Consider the following 24,371-nt stretch of genomic DNA (forward strand, 5'->3'; position numbering starts at 1 on the left):
TTTATAAAATTCTACGTTTATTAAGAATATATAATTTTGCAAAGATACAGCCTACTTACGGGCTAACGATATTATAGGGCTCTATTTTCTTATTACAAGAAGGCAACACCATTTCTTATGAATATAATATTAGAAAGACACCAAGCATAATACCTGCTAGCGGTATAAGTTTTTTACGCTTGTTCTGCTCCTTAAATATAAAACCACCCACAACTACGGCTATCAATATTTGACTACGTTTAATAGCAGAAAGTAACATAATCAACGCCTCCGGGTCTTGTAATGCCTTAAAATAAAAATAGTCCGCAGTTTGCAAGAGAATACCCACCATAGGTATCGTCCATCGCCATTTGAAAGTGCCTTTTAAATTCGGATTAGTAGATCGTGTAATAAGAACTACCATCCCAATAATCAACATGGTGTATGTGCAGAACCAAAACTGTAGGGTAGGGGGATTTAATTCTAAACTCTGTATCAAAAACTTATCGTACAATCCGCTTGAAGCACCTAAAAATGTGGCTCCTATAATGGCGAATATCCATTTATTGTTCTTAAAGTTTATACCTTCTTTTTTTCCGATTTTAGAATATAGGAAAACGGAAAATATAATTAAGAAGAAACCGATCCACTGCCAAAAATTAGGGCGTTCTTGATAAATAAAAATTGCACCAATAAAAGTAAAAAACGGACCTGCAGAACGTATGGGTGTTACAATCGTAATAGGTAAATGTTTCAAAGCTTGATATGCCAATACCCATGAAGAAGCCATAATCATGGCTTTTATGATAATGAACCCATGTGTTTTTAAGGAAATATCAGATACAAATAAATCAATTGCCTGAAGTTCTTCAGGATAGTATTTTGAACCGATTAACAGTGGCAAAAACAATAAAAAACCAGCGATTAAAGTACCTAAAAGAACAGAAAAGGCATCATTACCTTGTACGGCATGTTTTTTACATAAGTTGTGTAATCCTAAAAAAAGCGCTGCTAAAAGTCCGAGGTACATCCACATAATGCGCGCGAAGATATTGGTTTTTAGTTTTTCTGAAGTATAGATTTGAAAATCATCTACTATTATAAATTCACAATTTAATTAAATAAAAAGAGCCGCCTTATAAAGGGCAGCTCTTTCCAAGAAATATAATGTTTGACGTACTTAGTAAGCCATTTTAACAATTTTCTGAGCGTCTTCTGGCAATAAAGCTTGACGTTCTCCTAATTTCCAACCACGATCTGTAAATCGCTTAGAAATTTCTTCGGCAGTACCTTCATAATCTTTAGTGTAATCAGATAACTTGGTATCGATACCTAACTGATGAAAGAATGCCTCGGTTTTTTCAATGGCTGCATAAGCCTTATCATCAATACTACCTTCGGTTACATTCCAAACTCGTTCGCCGTACTGTGCTAATTTTTCTTTTTTAGCTTCGAAATTGTACTTATAGTGACTTGGCGCTATAATGGCTAGTGTACGTGCATGATCAATACCGAACAACGCCGTTAATTCATGACCCATCATATGCACTGCCCAATCACCTGGCACTCCCTTTTGAATTAATCCGTTCAATGCCATTGTACAGCTCCACATAAAATCTGCAGCCGGTTTATAGTCTGTTGGATCCTTCAATACTTTTGGAGCAACTTCTATCAAAGTCTGCAAAATACTTTCTGCAAATCTATCTTGTAAAGATGCACCTATAGGGTAGGTCATGTATTGTTCCAGTACATGTGTAAAAGCATCAGTAATACCATTTGCTAATTGACGCTCAGGTATTGATTTAATTACCTGTGGGTCTAAAATTGAAAACTCAGGAAACAATCCTGGTCCGCCCATGGCTAATTTCTCTTTGGTTTCCGCTCTTGTAATTACCGCACCTGAATTCATTTCTGAACCTGTTGCCGGTAAGGTTAAAACGGTACCAAAAGGCATTCCTTCTTTAGATCTGATATTCTTTGTCAAGATATCCCAAGGAGAATCTCCATCATATATCGATGCGGCAGATAAAAATTTTGTTCCGTCTATTACTGATCCTCCACCAACTGCCAATAAATAGGTAATCTTTTTATCTTTTATTACCTCTAATGCTTCCATCAGCACGGCATATTCAGGATTTGCAGGTATACCACCAAACTCAGTTACATCTACCTTAGACAATGCTTTGGTAACTTGTTCGTAAATACCGTTTTTCTTTATACTTCCGCCACCGTAAAGCAGTAGTACTTTAGCATCTGCGGGAATTTCACTTTCTAATTTCGCTATGGTATCCTTTCCAAAAATAATTTTGGTCGGATTCTTAAATTCAAAATTGTTCATTTTCTCTCTTCTTTTTAATTTATAATCTATTCTTATAGTTTAATAAACGATTACTCGATAACCGTTACCAAGTCTTTCATTGGTTTTCTCACCTTTACTAGATTCACCAACCAATCTTCACTTTCATTTCTATACCCCAATGGCAATAAAACTGCACTACGCAATCCTTTTTCTCGTAATCCTAAAATTTTGTCTACCGCAGCCGGATCAAACCCTTCAATAGGGGTAGCATCCACTTCTTCAAAAGCTGCTGCTGCAATAGCTTGCGAAAAAGCAATATATGCTTGCTTTGCTGCATGATTAAAGTTCTCTTCTTCATCTTTCTGTGGATAAGAATCTAGCAACATCTTACGATAATTTTCCCATCCTTCGTTTTTAAAACCTCTTATTTCATTGGTTAAATCGAACATATAATTTATTCTATCTTCGGTATAAGTATCCCAAGCTGCAAAAACAAGTAGGTGCGAGCAATCTGTAATCATAGATTGGTTCCAAGCTACGGGTCTGATCTGTTCCTTAATGTCTTGGTTCTTGACCACTATAATTTCAAAAGGCTGTAATCCGCTAGATGTTGGTGCTAAACGAGCTGCTTCTAAAATACGTTCTACTTTATCTTCGGCTACTTTTTTACCGTTCATAGCCTTAGCGGCATATCTCCAATTTAATTTATCTAATAATTCCATTTTAATCTTTCTATTTTAAGTTGCGTTTTGCTAATTGTTCTATATCGTTAGATGTTATGATAACATCGCTATTGCTTTTAGTATTCGCTAAATTCACCATTGCTTGAGCTATGGTTTCTGCATTTATGATTTTGTACTTTTTCAACGGACCAAAAAATAGAGGCTGAATGGCTTTAAATACTACTAATACTATTTTTTCAAGCATCCGTTGTTCATCTCTTTCCCCACCAATTAATGAGGGTCTTAAAATTGATGTATTGGGTATGCCTTGGTTGAAAACATCTTGCTCCATTTCTCCCTTTGTTCTATTATAGAACACTTTACTTTTTTTATTTGCCCCCATTGCAGATACCACTAAGTAGGTAGAGATTCCATTTTCTTTCGCCAATTTTGCCGCAGCAACAGGTATACCGTAATCAATGTCTTTGTAGCGTTTTTTATCTGGAGTTTTCTTTGCAGTAGTACCTATACAACAATACACTTCGTCTGCCGTGAATTCTTTTTCAAATTGGTCAAGCTCTAATAAGTTTCCAATATGCTGATGCACTTTATTAGGTAATCCTTCAATTCGTGATCTAGAAAATAATTTTATAGTGTCGTACCTATCGTCATCAATTAACTTCTCTAATAACAGACCACCTGTTAAACCCGAAGCTCCTAATATTATAGCTGTTTTTTTCATATTACTTACAAGTTTTTATGCTGCTCCATGCCGCTTCATAAGCTTGCTCCAATTGCTCCTTATCTAATTTTACCGAACCTCTATTTTGGGCGATCATTAAAAAAGAAAGCGGATTAATTGCATAGGCATATAGCATATAATCTGACAATGGTTTTATAATACCTTCTTTTTTACCACGTGCCCATAAATCTAGTAGGGGTTGTAAGTGCTTAATACCTTCTTGTCTGCTTGCTTCATCTATCATCGGTGTATTATCACATTGTGCAAGAAACATGGCATCGGCACTTTCTTTCAATTTAAACTCTGCTATACGGTGCCAAATCACCTTAAAACCTTCTTCAACTGGCATAGTTTCGTAATATGTGGCAAAGGCATAAGCAGTGTAGTTAGCCTTAACCTCTATGTAGGTTTTATTTACCAAATCTTGTTTGTTTTCAAAATAGAGATATATGGTGGCGGGAGATACACAAGCCATTTTTGCAATCTTACTCATCGGTGTCGCATGAAAACCATCATTGTTCACCAACTCTATAGTGGCATTTATTAATGCGTTTCGTTTATCTATGCTTTTCTGTAATGCTGCCATACTTATTATTTGTGTTTCAAAGTTACAGAAAATGAACGTTCATTCTTTTTTATTAACAGAACTTTAATTTGAACAGGATGAAAAGACGATAGAAAAACATAATGTCCTTATATATTCTAACAACATTCTATAAACAACTTATTTCATATTTCTCTAATTTTAGAAAGTAAATTATAGGTAGTTCCCTCGTTTTTTTAATTTCAAATTGAAGACATTACGTTAATATCCCAAATTATTTTTGAAAATGTATAAAATTCTATCTCTAGATGGCGGTGGCAGTTGGGCTATTATTCAACTACTTACCTTAAAAGATAGATATGGCAATCTAACGGGTCACGATATTTTAAAGAAATTTGATCTCGTAATTGCCAATTCAGGCGGCAGTATTGTCTTAGCTGCGTTGGCTGAAAATTATACTATAGACAAAGCTATTTCTCTTTTTAAAGAAAAGAAAAACAGAGAATTAATTTTTCATAAAAACTCCTTTAAGGATAGATATTTTCCAGTTGACTATCTTGGTTTGTTCAATGCCGGTTTTGGTCCTAAATATAGCTCAAAGAGTAAAAAAGAAGCTTTTGAATATCTTTTTCCTGAAATTGATAAAATTCAGATGGATCAAATACCCATACTGATTGGTAAAGAATCCCTCAAAATAGTTATTGCCACGTATGATGCTTTAAACAACAGGGCAAAATTCTTTAAATCATTCTCAACAAATCCTGAAGGCTATGACTCCGTTAGATTAACCCAAGCTATAAACGGTTCGTCTAATGCACCTGTTCAATATTTTGATTTTCCCGCACGATTTAAAGCTAAGAAGAGCGAAGTTTTTTATGAGTTATGGGATGGTGCTTTAGGCGGATTCAATAACCCAATTTTAGCAGGAATTATTGAAGCGTATAAGCTAGGTATTGATTTAAAAACAATACAGGTCATATCTCTGGGCACTAGTAATACGCTAATGTCTGCCGATGCCAAGAAAGACTTTTGGGATTGGAAACAGATTGCGTTGATTTTTAGAACAAAGAAATTTGCCTTTTCTAAATGGAAACCACAATTAAACTTTTTTAAAGAAACAGTTTTACACCAGGCCAAAACCATTTTATATCAACCACCAGATACCGCTAACTACATTGCCATGATGTTCTTAAAGGCATCAACAGGGAAACCGCTTAACGAACAAATAATACGCCTATCACCACTAATACACTACGATGAGCATACAGTTAAAGAATTGATACCGCTAGTGCAAGATTTATATAAATTAGATATGGACGTTACCAAAGATGAAGAAATAGAGACTCTTATAAAATGCTTTAGCGCATGGAAAGCCGGACAATTATATAATCAGCCGATAGAGTTTAAAGTAGAGCGCAACAATAATCTTTCGATTTTACAAGGTGATAAGTTGTATGAATATGGAATGAGACGATGGAGAGATTTGACAACATAAAATAGAAATCAAAATTGTTAAACAGAATTGCACAAAAAAATTTATTATGTTAATTTTAACAAAATTGATATGTTTAATACAGTCAATTAATAATAAACATTTAATAATTACACTTAACACTATTTTTTTTATGAAGAACACTTTACAAAAGACAGGTAAATTTTTAGCAATGGGATGCGCTATGAGTGCATTTTTTATGACATCTTGCACAGAAGAAAAATTAGATTCTGAAATTGAAATTACGCAAGAAAGTAAATCGCTAGAAATTGCCTTAAAAGCCCCCACTAGTACCCCAATAATCATTAATGATTTAGGCGTTACCAATTTAGAAACAGCAAAGTCCGGCAACGCAGAAAAAGGCCGTTACAATATTACCTTAAAGTATTTACTACCACCTACAGAAAGACAAGTAGAGGTATTTGAAGCTGCAGCAGCACGCTGGGAAAGAATTATCATCAAAGATGTACCAGATGTTGCAGGGCCAATTCCTTCTGCTTTCAATGGTTTTCCTGATATTGATTCAATTGATGATTTGGTTATAGAGGTAGCGTTAGCTCCAATTGATGGACCAGGAGGAATTCTTGGTCAGGCAGGTCCACAATTCGTAAGAACAGATGACTTTCTATCTTTGACAGGCGTTATGTTTTTTGATGTTGAAGATTTAGATTTTCTTGAAGAAATCGATTTGTTCGAAGAAGTTATCGTTCATGAAATGGGTCATGTTTTAGGTGTAGGTACACTTTGGAATACAGCTCCTTTTGGTTTTGACAGAACATTGAGAGCTGGTCCTGATACCAACCCTTACTTCACTGGTAAAAAAGCAAATGTATTTTGGAATGCAGAAGGCGGAACTAATGAATTACCTGTAGAAAACTTTGGTGGTCCAGGTACCGCTTTAGGCCATTGGAGAGAAGCTACACTTAATAACGAACTAATGACCGGATTCTTAAATCTTGGAGAAAATCCTTTAAGTAGAATTACTGCCGGTTCTATGAGAGACCTTGGTTATGGTTCTGCATCAGTTGGAGAATCTTATGATTTACCACGTGGTACAGAAGGTGTTGACCTTAGCGATTTAGGCGATGAAGGTACTGCTGAAAATCCTGGCTTAAATATTGCTAAAATGGAAGAATTAGTTCCTTTAAGAGGTTTTGTAAACGTTAAAAAATAATCTTCATGTTTATTTAGGATATCAAAACCCTAAAAACAACTCAAATTTCTAAAGCTTGCATCATTAAAATATGGTGCAAGTTTTTTTGTTATGTTCATTTTAATATGCCATTAAAACGTAAACAGCCAATGAACTTTAATTGTAAGCTTTAGCCCTTTATACGGTTGCCTAATAAAACTGTACCTATCTTTGCCGAAAATTATTTTATGTCAAATCAGTTTTCAGATTTAGGAATTACTAAAGAAATAGTACAAAGTTTAGAAGAGTTACAGATTACTGTTCCAACAGATATTCAGAAGAAATGTATACCTGTTGTCTTAAATAAAAAAGATGACCTTGTTGCTTTAGCAAAAACCGGAACTGGAAAAACCGCAGCTTTTGGTTTACCGTTACTACAATTAATCAATACAGAGAACACCGCTGTACAAGCTGTGATATTGGCACCGACCAGAGAATTGGCACAACAGATTCATGCCAACCTAATTTCGTATGCGAAACATAGTCCTGCTATATCAATAGCAACGGTATGTGGCGGTATTCCCATAAAACCTCAAATAGAGCGTTTAAAAACAACAACTCATATTGTAGTTGCTACACCTGGTCGCTTGGTCGATTTGGTAAAACGTGAGGCTATTAATATTAAAAAACTAAAGTTTTTGGTTTTAGATGAAGCCGATGAAATGGTTACAGCCTTAAAAGAAGATTTAGATACTATAATAGCAGGCATACCAAAGGCTAGACGTACATTATTGTTTACCGCTACCATGTCTGGAGCAATAAAACAGTTGGTTCAAAATTACATGTCTAAACATGTGATACATTTAGAAGCAGATATGTCTACCGTTGGTCATCAAGGTATTGATCATAAATATGTTGTTGTAGAGCCTATTGAAAAATTAGATGTGCTTATGCACTTCTTAAATACAAAAGAGGGACAGCGTGGCATTATTTTCTGTAAAACAAAAGCTGCAGTCAATAAGCTGGCGAAAAACCTAGCTATAAATAAATTTTCATCGGGTGCTTTGCATGGTAGTTTATCTCAAGGTATTCGTGATCGTATAATGGGTCAGTTTAGAGAGGGCCATATAGATATACTAGTTGCAACAGATTTAGCTGCGCGTGGTATCGATGTAAAAGAACTGGGTTATGTGGTTAATTATCATTTACCAGATACTTTCGATGCCTATGTTCACCGCAGCGGAAGAACTGCCAGAGCAGGGGAGAAGGGACTTTCGTTAACTATTTTACAAAAAGAAGAAATTGCCGAAGTCTTTGATTTTGAAAAAGAATTAGGTATTTCATTTTCAAAGTACCAAAAGGCAGATGCGCAGAGTATTGAAGAAAATAATACGCTACTTTGGGCTAAAAAAATCTTTAAGACCAAGCCTAATCGCGAAGTATCTGAGGAATTTAAAACTAAAGTAAAAACCATTTTTCACCACTTGACCAAAGACGAATTGGTAGAGAAGATATTAGCCAATCACATAGCTCAAACTACAACTACGAATTCAAAATCTAAGGATTCTAAACAACCATGATCGATAAGTTTTGAAGCACCCGATTATGATGTAATCTGTCTAACCTCATATTTTTATTTGGGTGACGAACGTTTGGCTGCTTAGTTAATTTCATCATTAGATTCTTTAGAAGCTGAACGGAGTTATTTAAATAGCTTATATAGTGGCTATACTACCTGTAAATATTGGTTAGTAGTTACTTTTTAATTGTACAAATTTGGAGAATGCTCATCTAATTTCTTCATTAAAATTCTATAAAAATTGTATCGCAGATAGCTTTTCGAAAATCTGAAAGACCAATAAAACTTCTTAATATTATTTTTTTTGAATTAGTATATCAAACACTTTAGCTAATTTATCTTTACTAAGAGGTTTTGACAAATAATCAATTACATGTTGTTCATTACTAGCTGCTTCCATATCTGCATTATTTATAGAAGAGCTTAGCATTACAATAGCTGAGTTTTCTTTTTTATCGACTGTAAATTTTGAAAATTCAAGTAAAAATTCAAACCCATCCATAATGGGCATTTTAATGTCCAGAAATATAAGTTCAGGGAAATTATCGGTTTTAGCTTTCAAATAATCCAAAGCCTCTATTGCTGAAGATTTTACAGTGATGGTCTCTGTAAAATTTTCTTTTTCAACAACAATTTTTGAAACATAATTATCTATAGAATTATCATCTACTAACATTATCTCCTTTAGCTTCATAGTAAATTTATTATTATTAGGAATTAGGTATTTTGATACTGAATTTAGTTCCTTTTTCAAATTTAGATTCTACATGTATAGACCCTTTTAGTTTCTCTATCGTTTCTTTTACAATATATAGTCCCATTCCAGAGCCTGTAGATAATGTAGTGGCTCTATGAAACATATCAAATATTTTATCAACATACTCTTCTTTGATACCAATACCGTTATCTTCAATATCGATGACAACTTTTTCACCATCTACTACAATAAAGATATTTATAAAATGATTTGTTTTGTTCTTGTCATGGTATTTAAAAGCATTTGATATAAGGTTGTTTAATATTATTGATACACGTTTTGGATCAGAAAGGAAATCTACAGTTTGGTTTATATCCAAAGTAAGCTTTGGTCTGTAATCGAGATCCATGTACTTTAAGTCTTCCCAACTAGATTTTATGAGCGCTTCAAAATTAATTTTCTCATGTGTTAATTCTTTTCTTGTATTTAATGAATAATCTAAAATATCAGCTATGAACTTATCCATTTTATCTATGGTTTGGGACATTAACTTAATGGGTTCTTTATCAACTTTTGCAGAAGTATCTATTTGCATTTCAAGAACTTGTATTAATCCTTGTAATGAGGTTAATGGAGATCTTAAATCGTGAGATGCGCTATACACAAAACGATCTAGTTCAGTATTGATTTTAAGTAATTCTTCGTTGCTTTGAGTTAATTCATCACTTATCAATTTATCTTTGGTAATATCTTGTATTGTGCCTTTTAAAAACACATTACTGTTTTCATCTTTTACTATTTCACCAACTTCCTGAATATATTTTTGTCCAATTTTATTTGACTTAATATAATAACCAATAGTGTATCCTGTTTCATTTTTAATTGCATTTGATACCAATTTATCAAGAGCATCTTGATCTTTTGGAATACATTTTGATTTATAACTTGCATATAAATCTTGTGATGAATTCTTATCCAATTCAAAAATTTGATAAATTTCATCTGAGAAAAAGATTTCTTTGGTTACAGGGTTATATTCCCAATTACCAAGTTTAGCCATTCTTTGGGCTTCCTTTAATTTTAAATTAGTACGTTCTAACTTCTCTTCAGCAATTTTAAGTTGGGTTATGTTGTTATGTGATATAACCAGTTTGTCCGATTCAGTACCAAAAGGTTCTACATGCATTGAAAACCAATGTTTTTCATCTTTATAATGACATGGGTATTCTATTTCAAAATGGTTAGTCTCTTGGTTGAGAACAGACCTTAATCCATCCAATATATTTTGTGATAATTGGTCTCCTTCCGATATACTTTTTTGACATACTTCTATATAATTGCTTCCAACAGAACTACTTTCATAATTGTGCCCTCCATTTTTTACAGAATAATCATTCCAAGCTTTATTCACGGCCAAAACTTCGCCAGTTTTATCAATTACAGCAATATGAGCCGTTAGTGATGATAGAATACCCTTATTAAAGGCTTCGCTTTCAACCAAGGCTTTCTCTATTTCTTTTTTCTCAGTAATATCTGTAAAGTAAATGGTCAACCCATCAGGGGTAGGATATATCCTATTTTCAAACCATTTACCATAAGAAGAAAAGTATTCTACTGAAATATTCGCTTCTTGAGATTTAAAGGCATTTATACAGGCATTATAAAATGATAGGCTGACTACATTAGGAAATTCGGTCCATATATGTTTACCCTTCAAACTTTCAGGGGTTCTACCCAAAAATTTACCTGCTTGCTTATTAACATAGGTATAGCACCAATTTGAATCTAAAGTAGTGATACCATCAGAGATACTGGTTAAGGTCTTCTCATACTGAGCACTGATCTTTTTTTCACTAATTTCCTTTTCAATTTTAAGGTCAAGATATTTTTTTTTGTAATTTAAAATTGAAAGAACTTCGCGGTTTTGATTGGCTATAAATGAAGTAGTTTCGAATACTTTATCTATGTATTTCAAATAAATATAAAGTATTAATGAAAAGATTATTGCAGATAATGTTTTTGCAATAAAATTACCTATTAAAGAAGCTGTGTATTTCGAAGTACCAACAAAAAGAACTGTATGGAATGTAAACGCATCAAAAATGAGAACTAACCAAAGTGATAAAAAAAGAATTAAAAAGTAATGTTCTTTATGAATCTTAGAAATCAAAAATTGATAAATACTAGTGAGTAAGACAAAATCAAAAAATAATAGAAATGTTCCAATGAAAAATATTTTAAAATTTAAATTGGGGAATAAAGTGAAATTAATATCCTCAGTTCTATTGGCATTTCTTATAAAATAATCTTGAAGAGCTGAGATTTCAAACAAACCTATAATAAATAAACTTGAAATAAGAATTGCAATAATGAGTGTTCTAGCACTTACGACACCCTCTTTTATATAAAGTAATAAAACGGCGAATAACATAGCACTAAACAATACAATAGATTGAGGAAATACTGGAAATTCTCCCAAGATTTTATATGGTTCTATATATTCAATGTTAATTTGAAAATACTGAACGCCACCAAGTAATATATATAATGGAGCTAAACCTAATCTATTTCTTAAATTGAATAAAAGAAGGATACACGTAGAAACTATTAACAGTAGTATTAGAGTAGAAAGAACAACATACATAAACCATCTTTTAACATGAATTTAAGAAATATTTCAACCAATAAAAATTATTTATTAAGTTAAAATAATAGCTAAATTGTCTTACTCTAACGCTATATGATGCCTAAATAGTATTGTCAGAAAAATATTACTATTTTAGGTTTGAATGACCATGTATACAGCGGATACTGTTTCTTGGATTTAAAGTACGTTTAATTATATAATTTCAAAAAAGAAAAGAACAAGTAAAGGGGATATTTAATAACATACTATTCTGTTCAAGAATACTTTAAAAAAACAATAACAACTATCTAGATTTGCAGTTAGATTAATTAACAACTCCCAAATCATCAAAAGAAATATGTTCCATTATAAATCAATAAAATATTAAAAAATAATTTTTTGGTAGCACCATTTATGTATAGTTCTATATCAAACAAAAAGCCGACTTAAATAAGTCGGCTTTTTGTTTGATAAATTTAAACCTGTATTCTACAAGTAAGCTTTTAGCATTTCGTTTTGAGATTTATTTCGAAGCTTGCGAACAGCCTTCTCTCTAAGCTGTCTAACACGCTCTCTAGTTAAATCAAAAAGTTCTCCGATCTCACTTAAACTTTTAGGGTGACTTTCACCGATACCATAATAGAGCTTAATTATTTCACTTTCTCTACTCGGCAGTGTATTTAATGCTTGATTAAGATCTGTTTTAAGAGAATCCATCATCATACCTGCATCTGGTCTGTTCGCATCTTTTGAGCTTACTACATCATATAAGTTAGATGATTCTCCTTCTTGAAAAGGCGCATCCATCGATAAGTGTTTACCAGAATTTTTCATAGCAAGCTTTACTTGAGTGCTACTCATATCAAGTTCTCTAGCTATTTCTATGGTGCTAGGTGGTCTTTGTAAAGATTGTTCTAAAAAAGAGTACACCTTTTTTATTTTACTGATTTCACCAATTTTATTCAGAGGAATACGTACCATACGCGATTGCTCAGAAATTGATGATAGTATAGATTGTCTGATCCACCAAACGGCATAGGAAATAAACTTGAAACCTCTTGTTTCGTCAAAACGCTTTGCAGCTTTCACCAAGCCAATATTTCCTTCGTTGATTAAATCTGAAAGTCTTAATCCGCTACCTTGATATTGTTTTGCCGTAGAAACTACGAAACGTAGATTGGCATTTACTAAGGTATTTAGGGCATTTTGATCTCCTTCGCGTATTCTTCTAGTTAGCTCCACTTCTTCATCTGCGGTAATCAAATCAATTTTTGATATTTCTTGAAAGTACTTTTCTAATGATTTAGTGTCTCTGTTTGTAATTTGCTTAGTGATCTTCAGTTGCCTCATATATTATCTTTGTTTTATTGTTGTTATAATATAAGCTATATTTTAATGAAATCCTAATGAATATGAATATTTGATGATTTTATTTTAACAAATATTAAAAATCAATTAATAAAATATAATATTTTTCGGTAATTCAATGTTATTTTATCAAATCTATAATAGATAGACATAGGATGATTGTTCTACTTAGAAACCGTGAAGACCTAAAGGTATTATGATGTTTTAATTGTATGCTTTTTCAATTAATTGTCCCCATTATTTTACCGAAATAAGTAATATTTGTTTTATAACATATGAGTAATTAAATCTTATTACTTAAAAACGAATAATAATGAGTCTTGTTAATTGGTCATTAAGAGTTCAGGCAAAAACAAGGTCATCGTTTGAAAAGGTAAAACCTAGCACACAAACAAGTTTAAAATATATTAGCTATACAAGGTATTATCATGCGATATTACATGTTCTTTCACCTTTTTCTGGAACTCTTGCGGGGTTTGTTCTGCGTGTTGCTTAAAGAAACGACTAAAATAAGAGTGGTCTTTAAAGTCTAGATTATACGCAATTTCCTTTATCGTACTCTCACTATGTATAATCTGCCTTTTGGCTTCTAGAATTAATCGGTCATGAATTAATTGTACTCCGGTTTTATCTAGCTTTTCTTTTAAAATTTGGTTCAGTCGTTTTGCGCTGATACCCAATTGCTCTGCATAGAACTTGGCATTACGCTCTTCCTTATAATTATTTTCAAGCAAAAGCATAAACTCATAAACACGCTTTTCATTAATATCTTGAAGCGTAAAATGTTGTTCTTTTAAATGAATCAACTTCAATAAAAAGACTTTTAAAAGTGCTTTCACCATAATTAAGTTTACAGTCTCTTTATTGTAATCATCTTTTAACAATTGCAGAACGGTCGCCAATCCTTTACTGGTCTCTTCATTTACCTGTAAACAAGAAAACTCTCCTTGTATATTAAAAATTCTAAAAACATCTAATAAAAACTCCTTTAAATCACCTTCCAACAATTCTTGCTTAAAAGAAATAAGCACTCCATTTTTTCCTGCTTTATTCAATTGATGAACCCTGTGAGGGGGAATCAAATAAATCCAATCCCCTTTTAAAGTTTGAAAATCATGTTGTGGCTCATGAAGCGCATCCTCATTAACCAACCATACAATCTCATAGAAATCTCTTCTGGCAGGGTCATTTAAATAGGCTGGGGGACAGTTACCTAAATCTTTAATATATAATACTTGATCACTCAGCATAATTCTATCTTTTTTGTACTTCTATAATCGATTCCAATTCAGCTTAAATTCAACCTAAAACGCTATTGTTTCCAAATTGTACCACAAAAATAGAAAATAATACTAACGATTTTTGTGGTATGGGCAAATTGTACCACACATCTATCAAATAGTATAACTCTTTCGGTAATTACCACTATAACTTTGTACACGAATTGATGAAGCTGTAATAAATATTGTAGTAACTATGAAAAATTTACTTAAAAATAAAAATTCCCAATTGGTTGAAAGTGCTATCAACATCATTATAAATGAGCACATAAAATTAGTGCACACTTTAAAATATGATGATGTAGCAGCGCTAATTCCAATTATAAATAATGCCAAGCATATTTTTATAATGGGTGCCGGTAGAACAGGATTGATGATGAAAGCTGCTGCTATGCGTTTAATGCATTTAGGGTATAACGTTCATGTCGTTGGTGAAACTACGGCACCGGCTATAGGTGAAGGTGATTTATTCATTGCAGGTTCTGGATCTGGTACTACTAACGGAATTGTAAACGCTGCAAAAACTGCGAAGAAAGTTGGTGCAGATGTAGTTTGTATAACAACCAATAGCAGTTCACCATTGGCTGAGTTGTCAATACAAACGGTACTTATACCTGCTGCTCAAAAACAAGAGCGTGATGAAAATGTTTCTAAACAATATGCAGGTAGCCTTTTTGAACAATCGTTGCTTTTGGTTTTCGATGCTTTGATACAAACACTTTGGGATCTTGACGGTAGTACTGCTTCTGAATTATGGAAACGTCATGCGAATATGGAATAATTACAAATAGAAAAATAGATATAAAAAAATAACATTTAAAATAGAATATTATGGCAAAATTACAAGTAGCAATAGATTTATTAAACATTGATGACGCTATTGCATTAGCAACAAAAGTTGCTCCGTATATAGATATTATTGAGTTAGGTACACCACTTATTAAAAGTGAAGGTTTAGCAGGTATTAGGAAGATGAAAGATGCTTTTCCTGATAAATTGGTATTAGCTGATTTTAAAACTGCAGATGCAGGTGAACTAGAGGCTAATATGGCTTTCGGTGCTGGTGCAGATTATATAACAGTTTTAGGTGCAACTGGCGATTCAACAATTGCAGGTGCAGTAAAGTCAGCAAAAGCACATGGTAAAAGTGTAGTTGTAGATACTATTGGAGTAAAGGATAGAGTTAAACGTGCACAAGAAGCTATTGCTTTAGGTGCTGAGTTCGTAGAATTGCATGCTGGTTTAGATGAGCAAGCTGAAGACGGGTACTCTATTCAAGTATTAATTGATGAAGCAACAAGAGCAGGAGTGGCAGTTTCAATTGCCGGTGGTGTTAATTTAAGCAGTATAACCGCGGTTAAAAACTCTGGAGTTACGGTTGCAGTAGCCGGTGCAGCTATCTATGGCGCAGAAGATCCTGCTAAAGCTGCCAAAGAATTACAAGAATTGGCAATGGCTTAAGCAAGTAGAAGGCGATAGTTACACTTTTACAGCAACACAAATCCTCATTAGTTTTATGGGGATTTGTTGTTTTATACCACAGTAATTAAAGCTGTTTAATACACAGATAGTAAAAGCAATAAATTCTATTTAAGACATTATTAATTAATAGTTAAAGTATCATTACTTAAAGTATTACTCATAGAACTTTGAAATAGCTTCCAATGGTTTTCTTTCAATATCTGGCACATACGTTGGTGTTTTTGGGTAGCCTACCGGTAACAACAAAAATGCACGTTCATTACTTGGACGATTTAATAACTTTGCTAAAAAGTTCATCGGACTCGGAGTATGTGTTAATGTAACCAAACCTGCATTGTGTATAGCAGTTATTAACATACCTGCGGCAATACCTACAGATTCATTAACGTAGTAATTATTTACCTTTTTACCATCGCTATCTAAATCATGTACTTTCTTAAAAATGATAATAAGCCAAGGTGCATCTTCTAAAAAGGGCTTGTACATATTTGTACCCATCGGCTCAAGATCTTTTAACCAACGGTCGCTCATTCTACTTTCATAACTTTCCTTTTCTTCTGCTTCGGCAGCCTCTCTGATCTTTACCTTTAATGCAGTATTAGAAACAGCACAGAAAGTCCAAGGTTGTTTATGTGCACCTGACGGGGCTGTTGATGCCGTTTTTATTATAGTTTCGACCACTTCTTTCGGCACAGGGGCATCTGCATATTCTCTTACTGACCTTCTTTCATCTAAATGTTTATAAAAGGCATCACTTTTAGAAATGAGTTCTTCTTTAGACAATGCATTTTCTTTATAAAGGACATGGTTATGTCCGTTTACAGATATATGAGATTCGGCGCCCATTTTCAAGTATTATGTTAATTAATAATTTTACTCATAAAGATATTGTTTTTTTAAAGTATCAATAGTATTGGTTTAGAATGCAGGAGAGCAACACTGTATTTATATTCTTTTTTCAAAAAGGTTAAATGCTATTTTAAATTTCATAATTCTGTTTACTATCATAGACATTTAATCCATTTTAGATTCTCAATATATAACTGCAGATATATGCATCGTCAATTATTGATAGGCACACCCAAAATCCGCAAACATTTTTGGTTACCTGATTTCATTCAAAAGTTCAAATCAGTCAATACAGCGTTATGCGCTAGCAATTGTGACACTTAATTCATTATAATTTAGCACCTTCGGATGTTTAAAATACATCAAATTTCGGCGGCTAATCTACAAGCTTGATTTATGGCTCGTTTAGCATCTAATTCTGCCGCAACATCTGCACCACCAATTACATGTACTTTTATCCCTTTTGCCTGTAATGGCTCTAACAGCTCTTTAAAGGGTAACTGCCCTGCACAAATAATAATAGTATCTACTTCTAGTATTTTTTGCTCGTCATTTTGGCTATAATGCAAACCTTCATCATCAATCTTGGTATACTGCACTTCATTAATAAACTGTACATTTTTCTTTTTTAATGTAGATCGATGGATCCAACCAGTGGTTTTGCCAAGATTGCCTCCAAACTTACCTTTGCTACGCTTAAACATGAAAATCTCTCTTGGTGACGGATGTACTTCTGCCTGTATATTCTCAATGCCACTACGAGCTTCTAAAGTCTTATCAATTCCCCATTCTTTAAGCCAAGCATCAATATTTAGAGCTGTACTTTCTCCTTCATGGGCTAAATATTCAGAGACGTCAAAACCGATTCCGCCTGCACCAATAACAGCAACACGCTTACCAACCGGTTTTCTTAATTTTAATACATCTATATAATTGAGGACTTTTGGGTGGTCAATACCCTCAATTTTCGGAGTTCTTGGTTTTATTCCAGTCGCAACTATAACTTCATCAAAATTGCCATTTTTCAAGTCTTCTGCAGTTACTCTAGTTTTCAATTTTACAGTTACATTATGCAGCTCTAGTTGCTTATTAAAATAGCGAATTGTTTCGTAAAATTCTTCTTTACCTGGTATTTGCTTAGCTAGGTTAAATTGTCCGCCAGTTTCTTCTTCGCTATCAAAAAGTGTAACATCATGACCACGTTGTGCTGCTATTGTTGAAGCTGCCAAACCTGCCGGACCAGCACCTACAACGGCTATTCTTTTCTTTGTTTCTGTCAGTTTATAATTAAGTTCGGTTTCATGACATGCACGCGGATTAACCAAACAACTTGCAACTTTACGTTCAAAAACATGGTCTAAACAGGCTTGATTGCAACCAATACAGGTATTTATCTCATCTGCCTTATTTGCCTTAGCCTTATTTACCCACTCTGGATCTGCTAAAAATGGTCTTGCCATTGAAACCATGTCTGCCTGACCCTCCGCTAAAACTTTTTCAGCAGTTTCGGGCATATTTATTCTATTAGAGGTAATTAACGGAATCGTTAATTCTTCTTTCATCTTTTTGGTCACCCAAGTAAATGCCGCTCTAGGTACCGATGTTGCAATAGTTGGTATGCGTGCCTCATGCCAGCCAATACCTGTATTTATGATTGTTGCTCCCGCTTTTTCAATTTCTTTACCTAATGCAACCACTTCTTGCCAAGAGCTACCTTTTTCTACCAAATCTAGCATTGACAAGCGATAGATAATAATAAACTCATTACCGACGGCTTCACGTGTTTGGCGCACCAATTCTATAGGTAAACGCATTCGATTTTCATAGCTACCACCATAAGTATCGGTACGTTTATTTGTTCTTTCTGTAATAAATTGATTAATCAAATAGCCTTCAGATCCCATAATCTCTACCCCGTCATAACCAGCTAGTTTAGAAAGTTTGGCAGAATTCACAAAATCACGTATGGTACGATTAATACCAGATTGGTTGAGCTTAAATGGTTTAAAAGGGGAGATGGGGGACTTTATAGCAGATGGTGCCACTGCAAAAGGGTGATAGCCATAACGACCAGCATGTAGTATCTGCATACAAATTTTACCACCTTCTTTGTGTACGGCATCAGTAATGATCTTATGGTGTTTCGCATGTTTTTTAGTACTCATACGTGCAGAAAAAGGACCTGTCCAACCCTGTACATTGGGCGCTATTCCACCGGTTACAATTAATCCGACTCCGCCCTTAGCGCGTTCGGCATAATACGTCGCTATTTTATCTATACCATTTTTTTCCTCTTCTAATCCGGTATGCATTGAACCCATTAAAATTCGATTCTTAAGGGTGGTAAATCCTAAATCCAAAGGCTCAAAAATATGCTTGTACTTGGTCATCTTACTAATTATTTAAGTGAATTTACTATGCATGCATAATAGTTCAAGATACGTTTAAAAAATTGAACAACTCTTTAGTTGATATTATTTTTTACCATAAAGCACTACAGGGTCTTCCAAAATAAAAACTGGACGAACAACTGTGACATATTATATTCAGTTGAATTAAATGGTATATGATCATTACTTAACTGCTATAAAAAACCCCTATTGAAACTATTGTTTCAATAGGGGTTAAATTTTTAAATAACTAAAAGATTACTCTTTATTTGCCTTTGCAAATTTATAGGTAACACCAATGTTTAAACCAAATGAAGAATAAGGTACTTTTTGAGATAGTTCTTGAGTAGTATCCGTATTAGTATTAGATAACTCGTCTACATATGTAGTATTTCTATTTATGCCTTCTGGTAAATTATCAATAGTATATAAACCACTAACAGCAACAGTTCCATCAGGAAGTTTAACATCGGTATTAAATTCTGAAATTTCAGAATCTTTACGCTTTAAACTAATACCATAATACTCTACTTCTGCAAAAAGACTGAAATTAGAATCTAAATCATACTTATAACCAAGTGCACCTACGAAACCTAAAGGAAAATGTCCGTGAAAATCTTCTTTGTAATTTGTCTCAGAATACGAACCATTTGGAACACCAAAAGCTTCTGCCTCAGCTTCAGAGAAAACAGATTTTTGGTAGATAACTCCCTCAGTTTTTCCTCCTAATTTTAATAATGCTCCAAAACGACCATAAATATTATTGGTAAACTTATATACCATAGAAGCTGAAGCACCGAATGCACGTGCTCTTGCTATTGCATTTACTTCTTTACTTGGTAAATCAACAATTGATACGTCTTGGTCTGTACCTTTTAAGTAACCAACACCTAAATCAACACCAAAAGATTCATCAAAAAAATAGGTCCCTCTTAATTGAAAATTTACGCCTTCCCCATAACTACCGTATGAGTTCTCGGTGTCAGAAGCATTAACTCGTTCTCCTAATTTCATGGTTGCACTACCAATTGCTAATCCTGAACTTGCAGAAACCTGCAATTGACCATAAGATATCGTGCTAAATAAAACAGCTGCACAAACAGCGCTTAAATGTTTCATAATAAATGATGTAAAATTTGATAATTGATTAAAACTACTATTACTTAGATTAAAATCAAAACCACATTAAATACTGACAATCAAAACATTACATGATATATAATGTATTTTACTAAAAATTTTAGTGTGTGATTTTAATAAGTTTATCAAAATTACTTTTTTAAGGAAAATTCTTTTATCTATGCGTATTGTTTAACACTCTGTTTGAAATCTATACTTTATTTTACCCTAGGTATTGCTAATTAATCAACCCAAGAACCTCAGTGCGGATTTTAATGCAATTTATTGGGAATTGATAATTCATTTTTAGTTTAATATCTAGCTCTTTTTTGGTACTTAAGACCGATAAACAATAACGTATAAACAAATAAAAGCAGTAGATACCACGTATTACTTACCAAATCTAAATAATCGATTTTCCCATCTGAGAAGCTTAAAATCATTAAAACCTGAGCACCGTAGGGAAGTAGCCCTTGAATTATACATGCAAAAATATCTAAGATTTACGCTGTATTTTTATTGTCTAAATGGTACTCATCATTTATCGTTTTAGCAATGGGACCTGCAATGATGATCGATACCTTATTATTTGCAATCGCCATATTGATAGTACTTACCAAGGTGGCATGACTGGCTTATCTATTTAGCACCTTGCTTGTTATTGCAGGTTGCTATCTCCTTTTTTGAGATTCTTGATAACAATTTTAAGGCGGCAAATGTAGTCTACAAATCCTTCTACTAAATTATTGGGAATTTCCTGAAAATGATTGGGTACTAACAATCAACAGCATATTTAACATTAGAAACAAAACCTTATGTTTGTTAACAATGATATTGTCATAGCTTCGTTGCGATAGCCCAAAGTCTTAAGCTTTTATACAATTGTATTTTTGTTATTAGGGTCTTTAAAAACGCCCAACATCGCAATACAATGTAAAGGAAAACTTGTAATAGCTACAGCTAGATTTTTAGTAGTTTCCGGTAGTAGCTCGGCTTTCTTGGCTATTGGAATTTCAGTTGCTTTTGTTTCTATAACTGATGCTACCCTTTTTAGCTATTTTTTCTTCGGATGTACTTTTAGATGAATTTTGAACTTCAGTTGTTATCTCTCAACCTATATCAACATTTATTCCTTCTTCAAAATCAGAAACAGTAAGTGTGTAATCAGAAATTACAACTGCTATATTCTTATCATGGTCGTCTGAATCGGTTATCGGGATGGTTATAGGTACAAATATTTCTGAATTAATATATACCTATTCGCGACCTTCAGAATGATAAGAGTCCGGTAGTGGTGATTCGTTTACAGTATCTATATATCTCTATGGCAGAGACTGTAATAACCCCTTATTTATTAAACATAGTATATATTACCCATATCGAAAGATTTTTGGGCTGAGTATTATTTTGTAAGGTAGTTATTTTGCAGAGTTATGCGCTCACTTTCTTCCCATAGATTTTATGATAAACTGAATCTATAGCGTGGTGAAGTTCACTTTTGCTAAATGGTTGGGCTACAAAATCAACACAGCCAAGTTCTCTAGCAACAACTTCAAATTCTTGTTTGGTAGAACTTGATATAAATGGCAAACGGTCTGCGAACATTTCTAGAAAAGAAAGTCCGTTCATACCAGGCATTTCAATATCTGACATGACAACTTGTGGTTTTGCTATTTGTATATGTACCCATGCATCATAAGAATCTTCAAAAGTGAGTACACTATGTACTAAAGGATGATTTTTTGCTAGCTTTTCTGCTAACGACAACCAAAGGTGCGAGTCATCAACAATAACAAGTTCGAGTTTCATACTATTTGAGTTTAGAGGGGAAAAGTATTCTATTGTCTCTAAACGAAAAATTAATTCTGTTGAAAGGTGTGAAAGAGTCTTTAAATATGCTTTTTACGGTACATATAAATACCCCTCTAAAATAACTTTTTAATTCATTAGGCCTCAATAAAATAAATATTTAAAGACCCATTTATCTATATATTCTCATTATCTATTCCGCTAAATACCCCTTCTTGGTTTCTACTATTGTTCTTTAGATAAAAGCTATTAAAACGCTTAAACGCTATTATACTTGATAAGTTAAATCGAAAATTAATTATAGTATCTCTTCATAAAAGATCTAAAATGAATAAATTAGAACTATTATAAGTTCTTACAATTAAATAAGAGCTTAGTGTTGTAAAAAATACAAAACCATTAGCCGACCAACTACCATACAGCAAGTACTAGATCAATTGGATATCTTTATTTATGATGCCATTGAAACAAATAGCCGTATTGGTTATTTTACCTATCTCTATAGAAGGGTTACCGCTGAAATTCAAAATGAAATAGTGTTGGGCAACTTTGAGGACAATGCCCGGATGGAAATTTTTGATGTTGCCTTTGCCAACTATTATATTGATGCATATAACGGGTATAAAAAGCAGGCGCCAATCAGTAAATCGTGGCAATTTGCCTTTGGTTCCAAAGATGAACCGTTAACTATTTTACAGCATATAATGCTTGGTATTAACACCCATATAAATCTAGATTTGGGTTTGGCTGCCAGTATGGTAATGCAGCAAACGGATATTTTGGAAATCGAAAATGATTTCAATACCGTAAATACTATTTTAGGCAATATTGTAAATGAAATGCAAGACCGCCTTAGCCGTGTTTCCCCCTTACTTTTTCTCTTAGATCTTGCCGGAAAAAATACCGACGAAGAAATTATCAATTTTAGTTTAGGTAAAGCCAGAGCGCTTTCATGGTACAATGCCAATTTGCTTTGGGGCTTAGGAGTAGGGCACCAAGATGATGCGATACGCAATATGGATTTAGCGGTTTTACAATTGGGAGAATTCATCAAATCTCCAAAATCAACTTTTATAACCTATACCCTTAAGTTTATTGGAAAGTTCGAGGAAAAGAATGTAGGTAAGGTAATTTCTAGATTGCGAGACGATTAAATGTTTTTAATACTGGGTGAAATAAAAATGTTGAACTATTAAAATTTATCATTTTAATCAATTATTTAACTTAGTAGCAAGAGTGTAATTTGCATATCTTTATAGCTATGCTCAATCAATTATATTACGAGGTCAAACAACTATTTCTTTAATAAATCTTATTCTCAAAAAGGTGTAAGATGAGGCACTTCAGTTTAAAAATTTTTTCAAGAAACTTAATTACATACAATGCTTTAATTGGTTTAATTGTCTGGGGCTGTGCTCCGACTAAAAACTACAATCAGCATGAAGAGATAATAAGAGTCGATAATAGTGCCGCTCACGTTCAAGATAATTTAGCTAAAGATATACTTAATATTCAAAATTATGGTCTTGATGACCATTCATATATCAGTCTAAAACCAACCGATATATTTACAACAACGAACCCTAAGGATTCATTGGATTTTAAAAAAACCGTTAGAGAAAAAGAGAAGAATGCGATATCGTCTAATTTGCCCAACAATAGCCCAGTAGCCAATAGAATAGTTCAAAATTATCTCAATAGCCCAATTAAAGAGCCAGGCGGTCATTGTCTTTCGGTAAGTAAAAATCGTTTTGAAAACGCGTACAAAGAAGTGCACGGTCATTTACCTTATCAAGACCTACCCGACAGCATGGCCACTGCTACATACACTTCTAAACAGGTATTTAATTTGCTTTATGTTACTGCTTCAAAACCAAATGAAAGCTGGCAATCTCTACCTGAAGCATATAGGGGCAAAGGTAATGCCGGTGCTATTACTTACGCCGGTATGGGAACATTGGTCGATTCAACAGGTATTTGGAATGGAAAATTAAAACCTGGCGCACTCATGCAAGTTTGGCGCTACAGAGAAGATTATAAAGAGGTTGTAAAGGGTACCGACGTTAAAAAACTAGATCCATACGGACATTCATTTATTTTCATAAGCTATGTATTTGATGAGAAAGGTGTGATTAGCGGACTTAGAATTGCAGATCAAGGTTTTCAGAGTTATAGACCACTTGTGCCTAGAGATTATGATGTATGGTGGGCTGTAAATTTAAGTGTCTAATTCTCTCTTAAAAGCTTGATAAAACTTTAACTTTTTATATGTAATTTACTCATAATTAACACGTTCTAATAATAACGCCTTATACTTAAATC

The 24,371-nt window shown here is 33.4% G+C and carries 20 protein-coding genes, 1 pseudogene and 1 riboswitch; of the genes and pseudogenes, 7 read left to right on the forward strand and 14 right to left on the reverse strand.

The features are described 5' to 3' along the window. Positions 1 to 115: 115 nt before the first annotated feature. The 5 genes from DFQ03_RS08540 to DFQ03_RS08560 form a co-directional block, all read right to left on the reverse strand. Positions 116 to 1,015, reverse strand: coding sequence for a DMT family transporter (locus DFQ03_RS08540; protein ID WP_133672756.1), 900 nt, complete (start codon positions 1,013 to 1,015; stop codon positions 116 to 118). Between the two features lie 144 nt (positions 1,016 to 1,159). Beyond that, positions 1,160 to 2,317 (reverse strand): iron-containing alcohol dehydrogenase, encoded by a 1,158-nt coding sequence (locus DFQ03_RS08545; RefSeq protein WP_133672757.1) that lies wholly within the window; start codon positions 2,315 to 2,317, stop codon positions 1,160 to 1,162. Positions 2,318 to 2,367: 50 nt separating this feature from the next. Beyond that, positions 2,368 to 3,000 (reverse strand): nitroreductase family protein, encoded by a 633-nt coding sequence (locus DFQ03_RS08550; protein ID WP_133672758.1) that lies wholly within the window; start codon positions 2,998 to 3,000, stop codon positions 2,368 to 2,370. Between the two features lie 10 nt (positions 3,001 to 3,010). Next, complete coding sequence (locus DFQ03_RS08555; protein ID WP_133672759.1) at positions 3,011 to 3,682, reverse strand: NAD(P)H-binding protein; 672 nt, start codon at positions 3,680 to 3,682, stop codon at positions 3,011 to 3,013. A gap of 1 nt (position 3,683) precedes the next feature. After that, positions 3,684 to 4,268, reverse strand: coding sequence for a TetR/AcrR family transcriptional regulator (locus DFQ03_RS08560; RefSeq protein ID WP_133672760.1), 585 nt, complete (start codon positions 4,266 to 4,268; stop codon positions 3,684 to 3,686). Positions 4,269 to 4,512: 244 nt separating this feature from the next. Between DFQ03_RS08560 and DFQ03_RS08565 the strand changes: the two genes are divergently transcribed. From DFQ03_RS08565 to DFQ03_RS08575, 3 genes are all read left to right on the forward strand, one after another. After that, on the forward strand, positions 4,513 to 5,721 hold the full coding sequence (locus DFQ03_RS08565) for a patatin-like phospholipase family protein (RefSeq protein WP_133672761.1): 1,209 nt from the start codon (positions 4,513 to 4,515) through the stop codon (positions 5,719 to 5,721). 130 nt (positions 5,722 to 5,851) lie between these two features. Beyond that, entirely contained in the window at positions 5,852 to 6,892 is a 1,041-nt protein-coding gene (locus DFQ03_RS08570) for a leishmanolysin-related zinc metalloendopeptidase (RefSeq protein ID WP_166637453.1), read from the forward strand. A gap of 206 nt (positions 6,893 to 7,098) precedes the next feature. Then, positions 7,099 to 8,430 carry a DEAD/DEAH box helicase gene (locus tag DFQ03_RS08575; RefSeq protein WP_133672763.1) on the forward strand — a complete coding sequence of 444 codons (1,332 nt, stop codon included), beginning with the start codon at positions 7,099 to 7,101 and terminating at the stop codon, positions 8,428 to 8,430. Positions 8,431 to 8,724: 294 nt separating this feature from the next. On the opposite strand, the gene DFQ03_RS08580 is transcribed toward DFQ03_RS08575, so the two are convergent. The 4 genes from DFQ03_RS08580 to DFQ03_RS08595 form a co-directional block, all read right to left on the reverse strand. Then, a complete protein-coding gene (locus DFQ03_RS08580; protein ID WP_133672764.1) occupies positions 8,725 to 9,123 on the reverse strand; it encodes a response regulator in 399 nt (132 codons plus the stop codon). Positions 9,124 to 9,139: 16 nt separating this feature from the next. Further along, entirely contained in the window at positions 9,140 to 11,770 is a 2,631-nt protein-coding gene (locus DFQ03_RS08585; protein ID WP_133672765.1) for a PAS domain-containing sensor histidine kinase, read from the reverse strand. Positions 11,771 to 12,241: 471 nt separating this feature from the next. Next, positions 12,242 to 13,102, reverse strand: coding sequence for a sigma-70 family RNA polymerase sigma factor (locus tag DFQ03_RS08590; protein WP_133672766.1), 861 nt, complete (start codon positions 13,100 to 13,102; stop codon positions 12,242 to 12,244). Positions 13,103 to 13,527: 425 nt separating this feature from the next. Next, a complete protein-coding gene (locus DFQ03_RS08595) occupies positions 13,528 to 14,370 on the reverse strand; it encodes a helix-turn-helix domain-containing protein (protein WP_133672767.1) in 843 nt (280 codons plus the stop codon). Positions 14,371 to 14,596: 226 nt separating this feature from the next. Between DFQ03_RS08595 and hxlB the strand changes: the two genes are divergently transcribed. Both hxlB and hxlA read left to right on the forward strand, forming a co-directional pair. Further along, positions 14,597 to 15,181, forward strand: coding sequence for a 6-phospho-3-hexuloisomerase (gene hxlB, locus DFQ03_RS08600; protein WP_133672768.1), 585 nt, complete (start codon positions 14,597 to 14,599; stop codon positions 15,179 to 15,181). A gap of 50 nt (positions 15,182 to 15,231) precedes the next feature. Beyond that, positions 15,232 to 15,861 carry a 3-hexulose-6-phosphate synthase gene (hxlA, locus tag DFQ03_RS08605; RefSeq protein WP_133672769.1) on the forward strand — a complete coding sequence of 210 codons (630 nt, stop codon included), beginning with the start codon at positions 15,232 to 15,234 and terminating at the stop codon, positions 15,859 to 15,861. A gap of 174 nt (positions 15,862 to 16,035) precedes the next feature. On the opposite strand, the gene DFQ03_RS08610 is transcribed toward hxlA, so the two are convergent. The 5 genes and pseudogenes from DFQ03_RS08610 to DFQ03_RS08630 all read right to left on the reverse strand — a co-directional run bounded on the left by DFQ03_RS08610 (position 16,036) and on the right by DFQ03_RS08630 (position 22,049). Beyond that, positions 16,036 to 16,728 (reverse strand): nitroreductase family protein, encoded by a 693-nt coding sequence (locus DFQ03_RS08610; RefSeq protein ID WP_133672770.1) that lies wholly within the window; start codon positions 16,726 to 16,728, stop codon positions 16,036 to 16,038. Positions 16,729 to 17,093: 365 nt separating this feature from the next. Further along, positions 17,094 to 19,121 carry an NADPH-dependent 2,4-dienoyl-CoA reductase gene (locus DFQ03_RS08615; RefSeq protein ID WP_133672771.1) on the reverse strand — a complete coding sequence of 676 codons (2,028 nt, stop codon included), beginning with the start codon at positions 19,119 to 19,121 and terminating at the stop codon, positions 17,094 to 17,096. Between the two features lie 258 nt (positions 19,122 to 19,379). Further along, the gene (locus tag DFQ03_RS08620; RefSeq protein ID WP_133672772.1) at positions 19,380 to 20,240 is read right to left on the reverse strand and encodes an outer membrane beta-barrel protein; all 861 of its coding nucleotides are present in this window, start codon (positions 20,238 to 20,240) and stop codon (positions 19,380 to 19,382) included. A gap of 311 nt (positions 20,241 to 20,551) precedes the next feature. Further along, positions 20,552 to 20,866 (reverse strand): annotated as a pseudogene (locus DFQ03_RS19055) (Na+/H+ antiporter NhaC family protein); the annotation flags it as partial. After that, positions 20,841 to 20,944, reverse strand: a riboswitch (SAM-I-IV-variant riboswitch). It overlaps the preceding pseudogene by 26 nt. A gap of 727 nt (positions 20,945 to 21,671) precedes the next feature. Continuing rightward, positions 21,672 to 22,049, reverse strand: a complete 378-nt coding sequence (locus DFQ03_RS08630) for a response regulator (RefSeq protein ID WP_133672773.1) — start codon at positions 22,047 to 22,049, stop codon at positions 21,672 to 21,674. A gap of 416 nt (positions 22,050 to 22,465) precedes the next feature. On the opposite strand from DFQ03_RS08630, the gene DFQ03_RS08635 reads away from it, so the two are divergent. Next, entirely contained in the window at positions 22,466 to 23,203 is a 738-nt protein-coding gene (locus DFQ03_RS08635) for a DUF5995 family protein (RefSeq protein ID WP_262711560.1), read from the forward strand. A 179-nt stretch (positions 23,204 to 23,382) separates the two neighbouring features. After that, entirely contained in the window at positions 23,383 to 24,279 is an 897-nt protein-coding gene (locus DFQ03_RS08640; RefSeq protein ID WP_133672775.1) for a hypothetical protein, read from the forward strand. Positions 24,280 to 24,371 lie beyond the last annotated feature (92 nt).

The sequence above is a fragment of the Maribacter caenipelagi genome (assembly GCF_004364175.1).
In the GTDB taxonomy this organism is placed as follows: domain Bacteria; phylum Bacteroidota; class Bacteroidia; order Flavobacteriales; family Flavobacteriaceae; genus Maribacter; species Maribacter caenipelagi.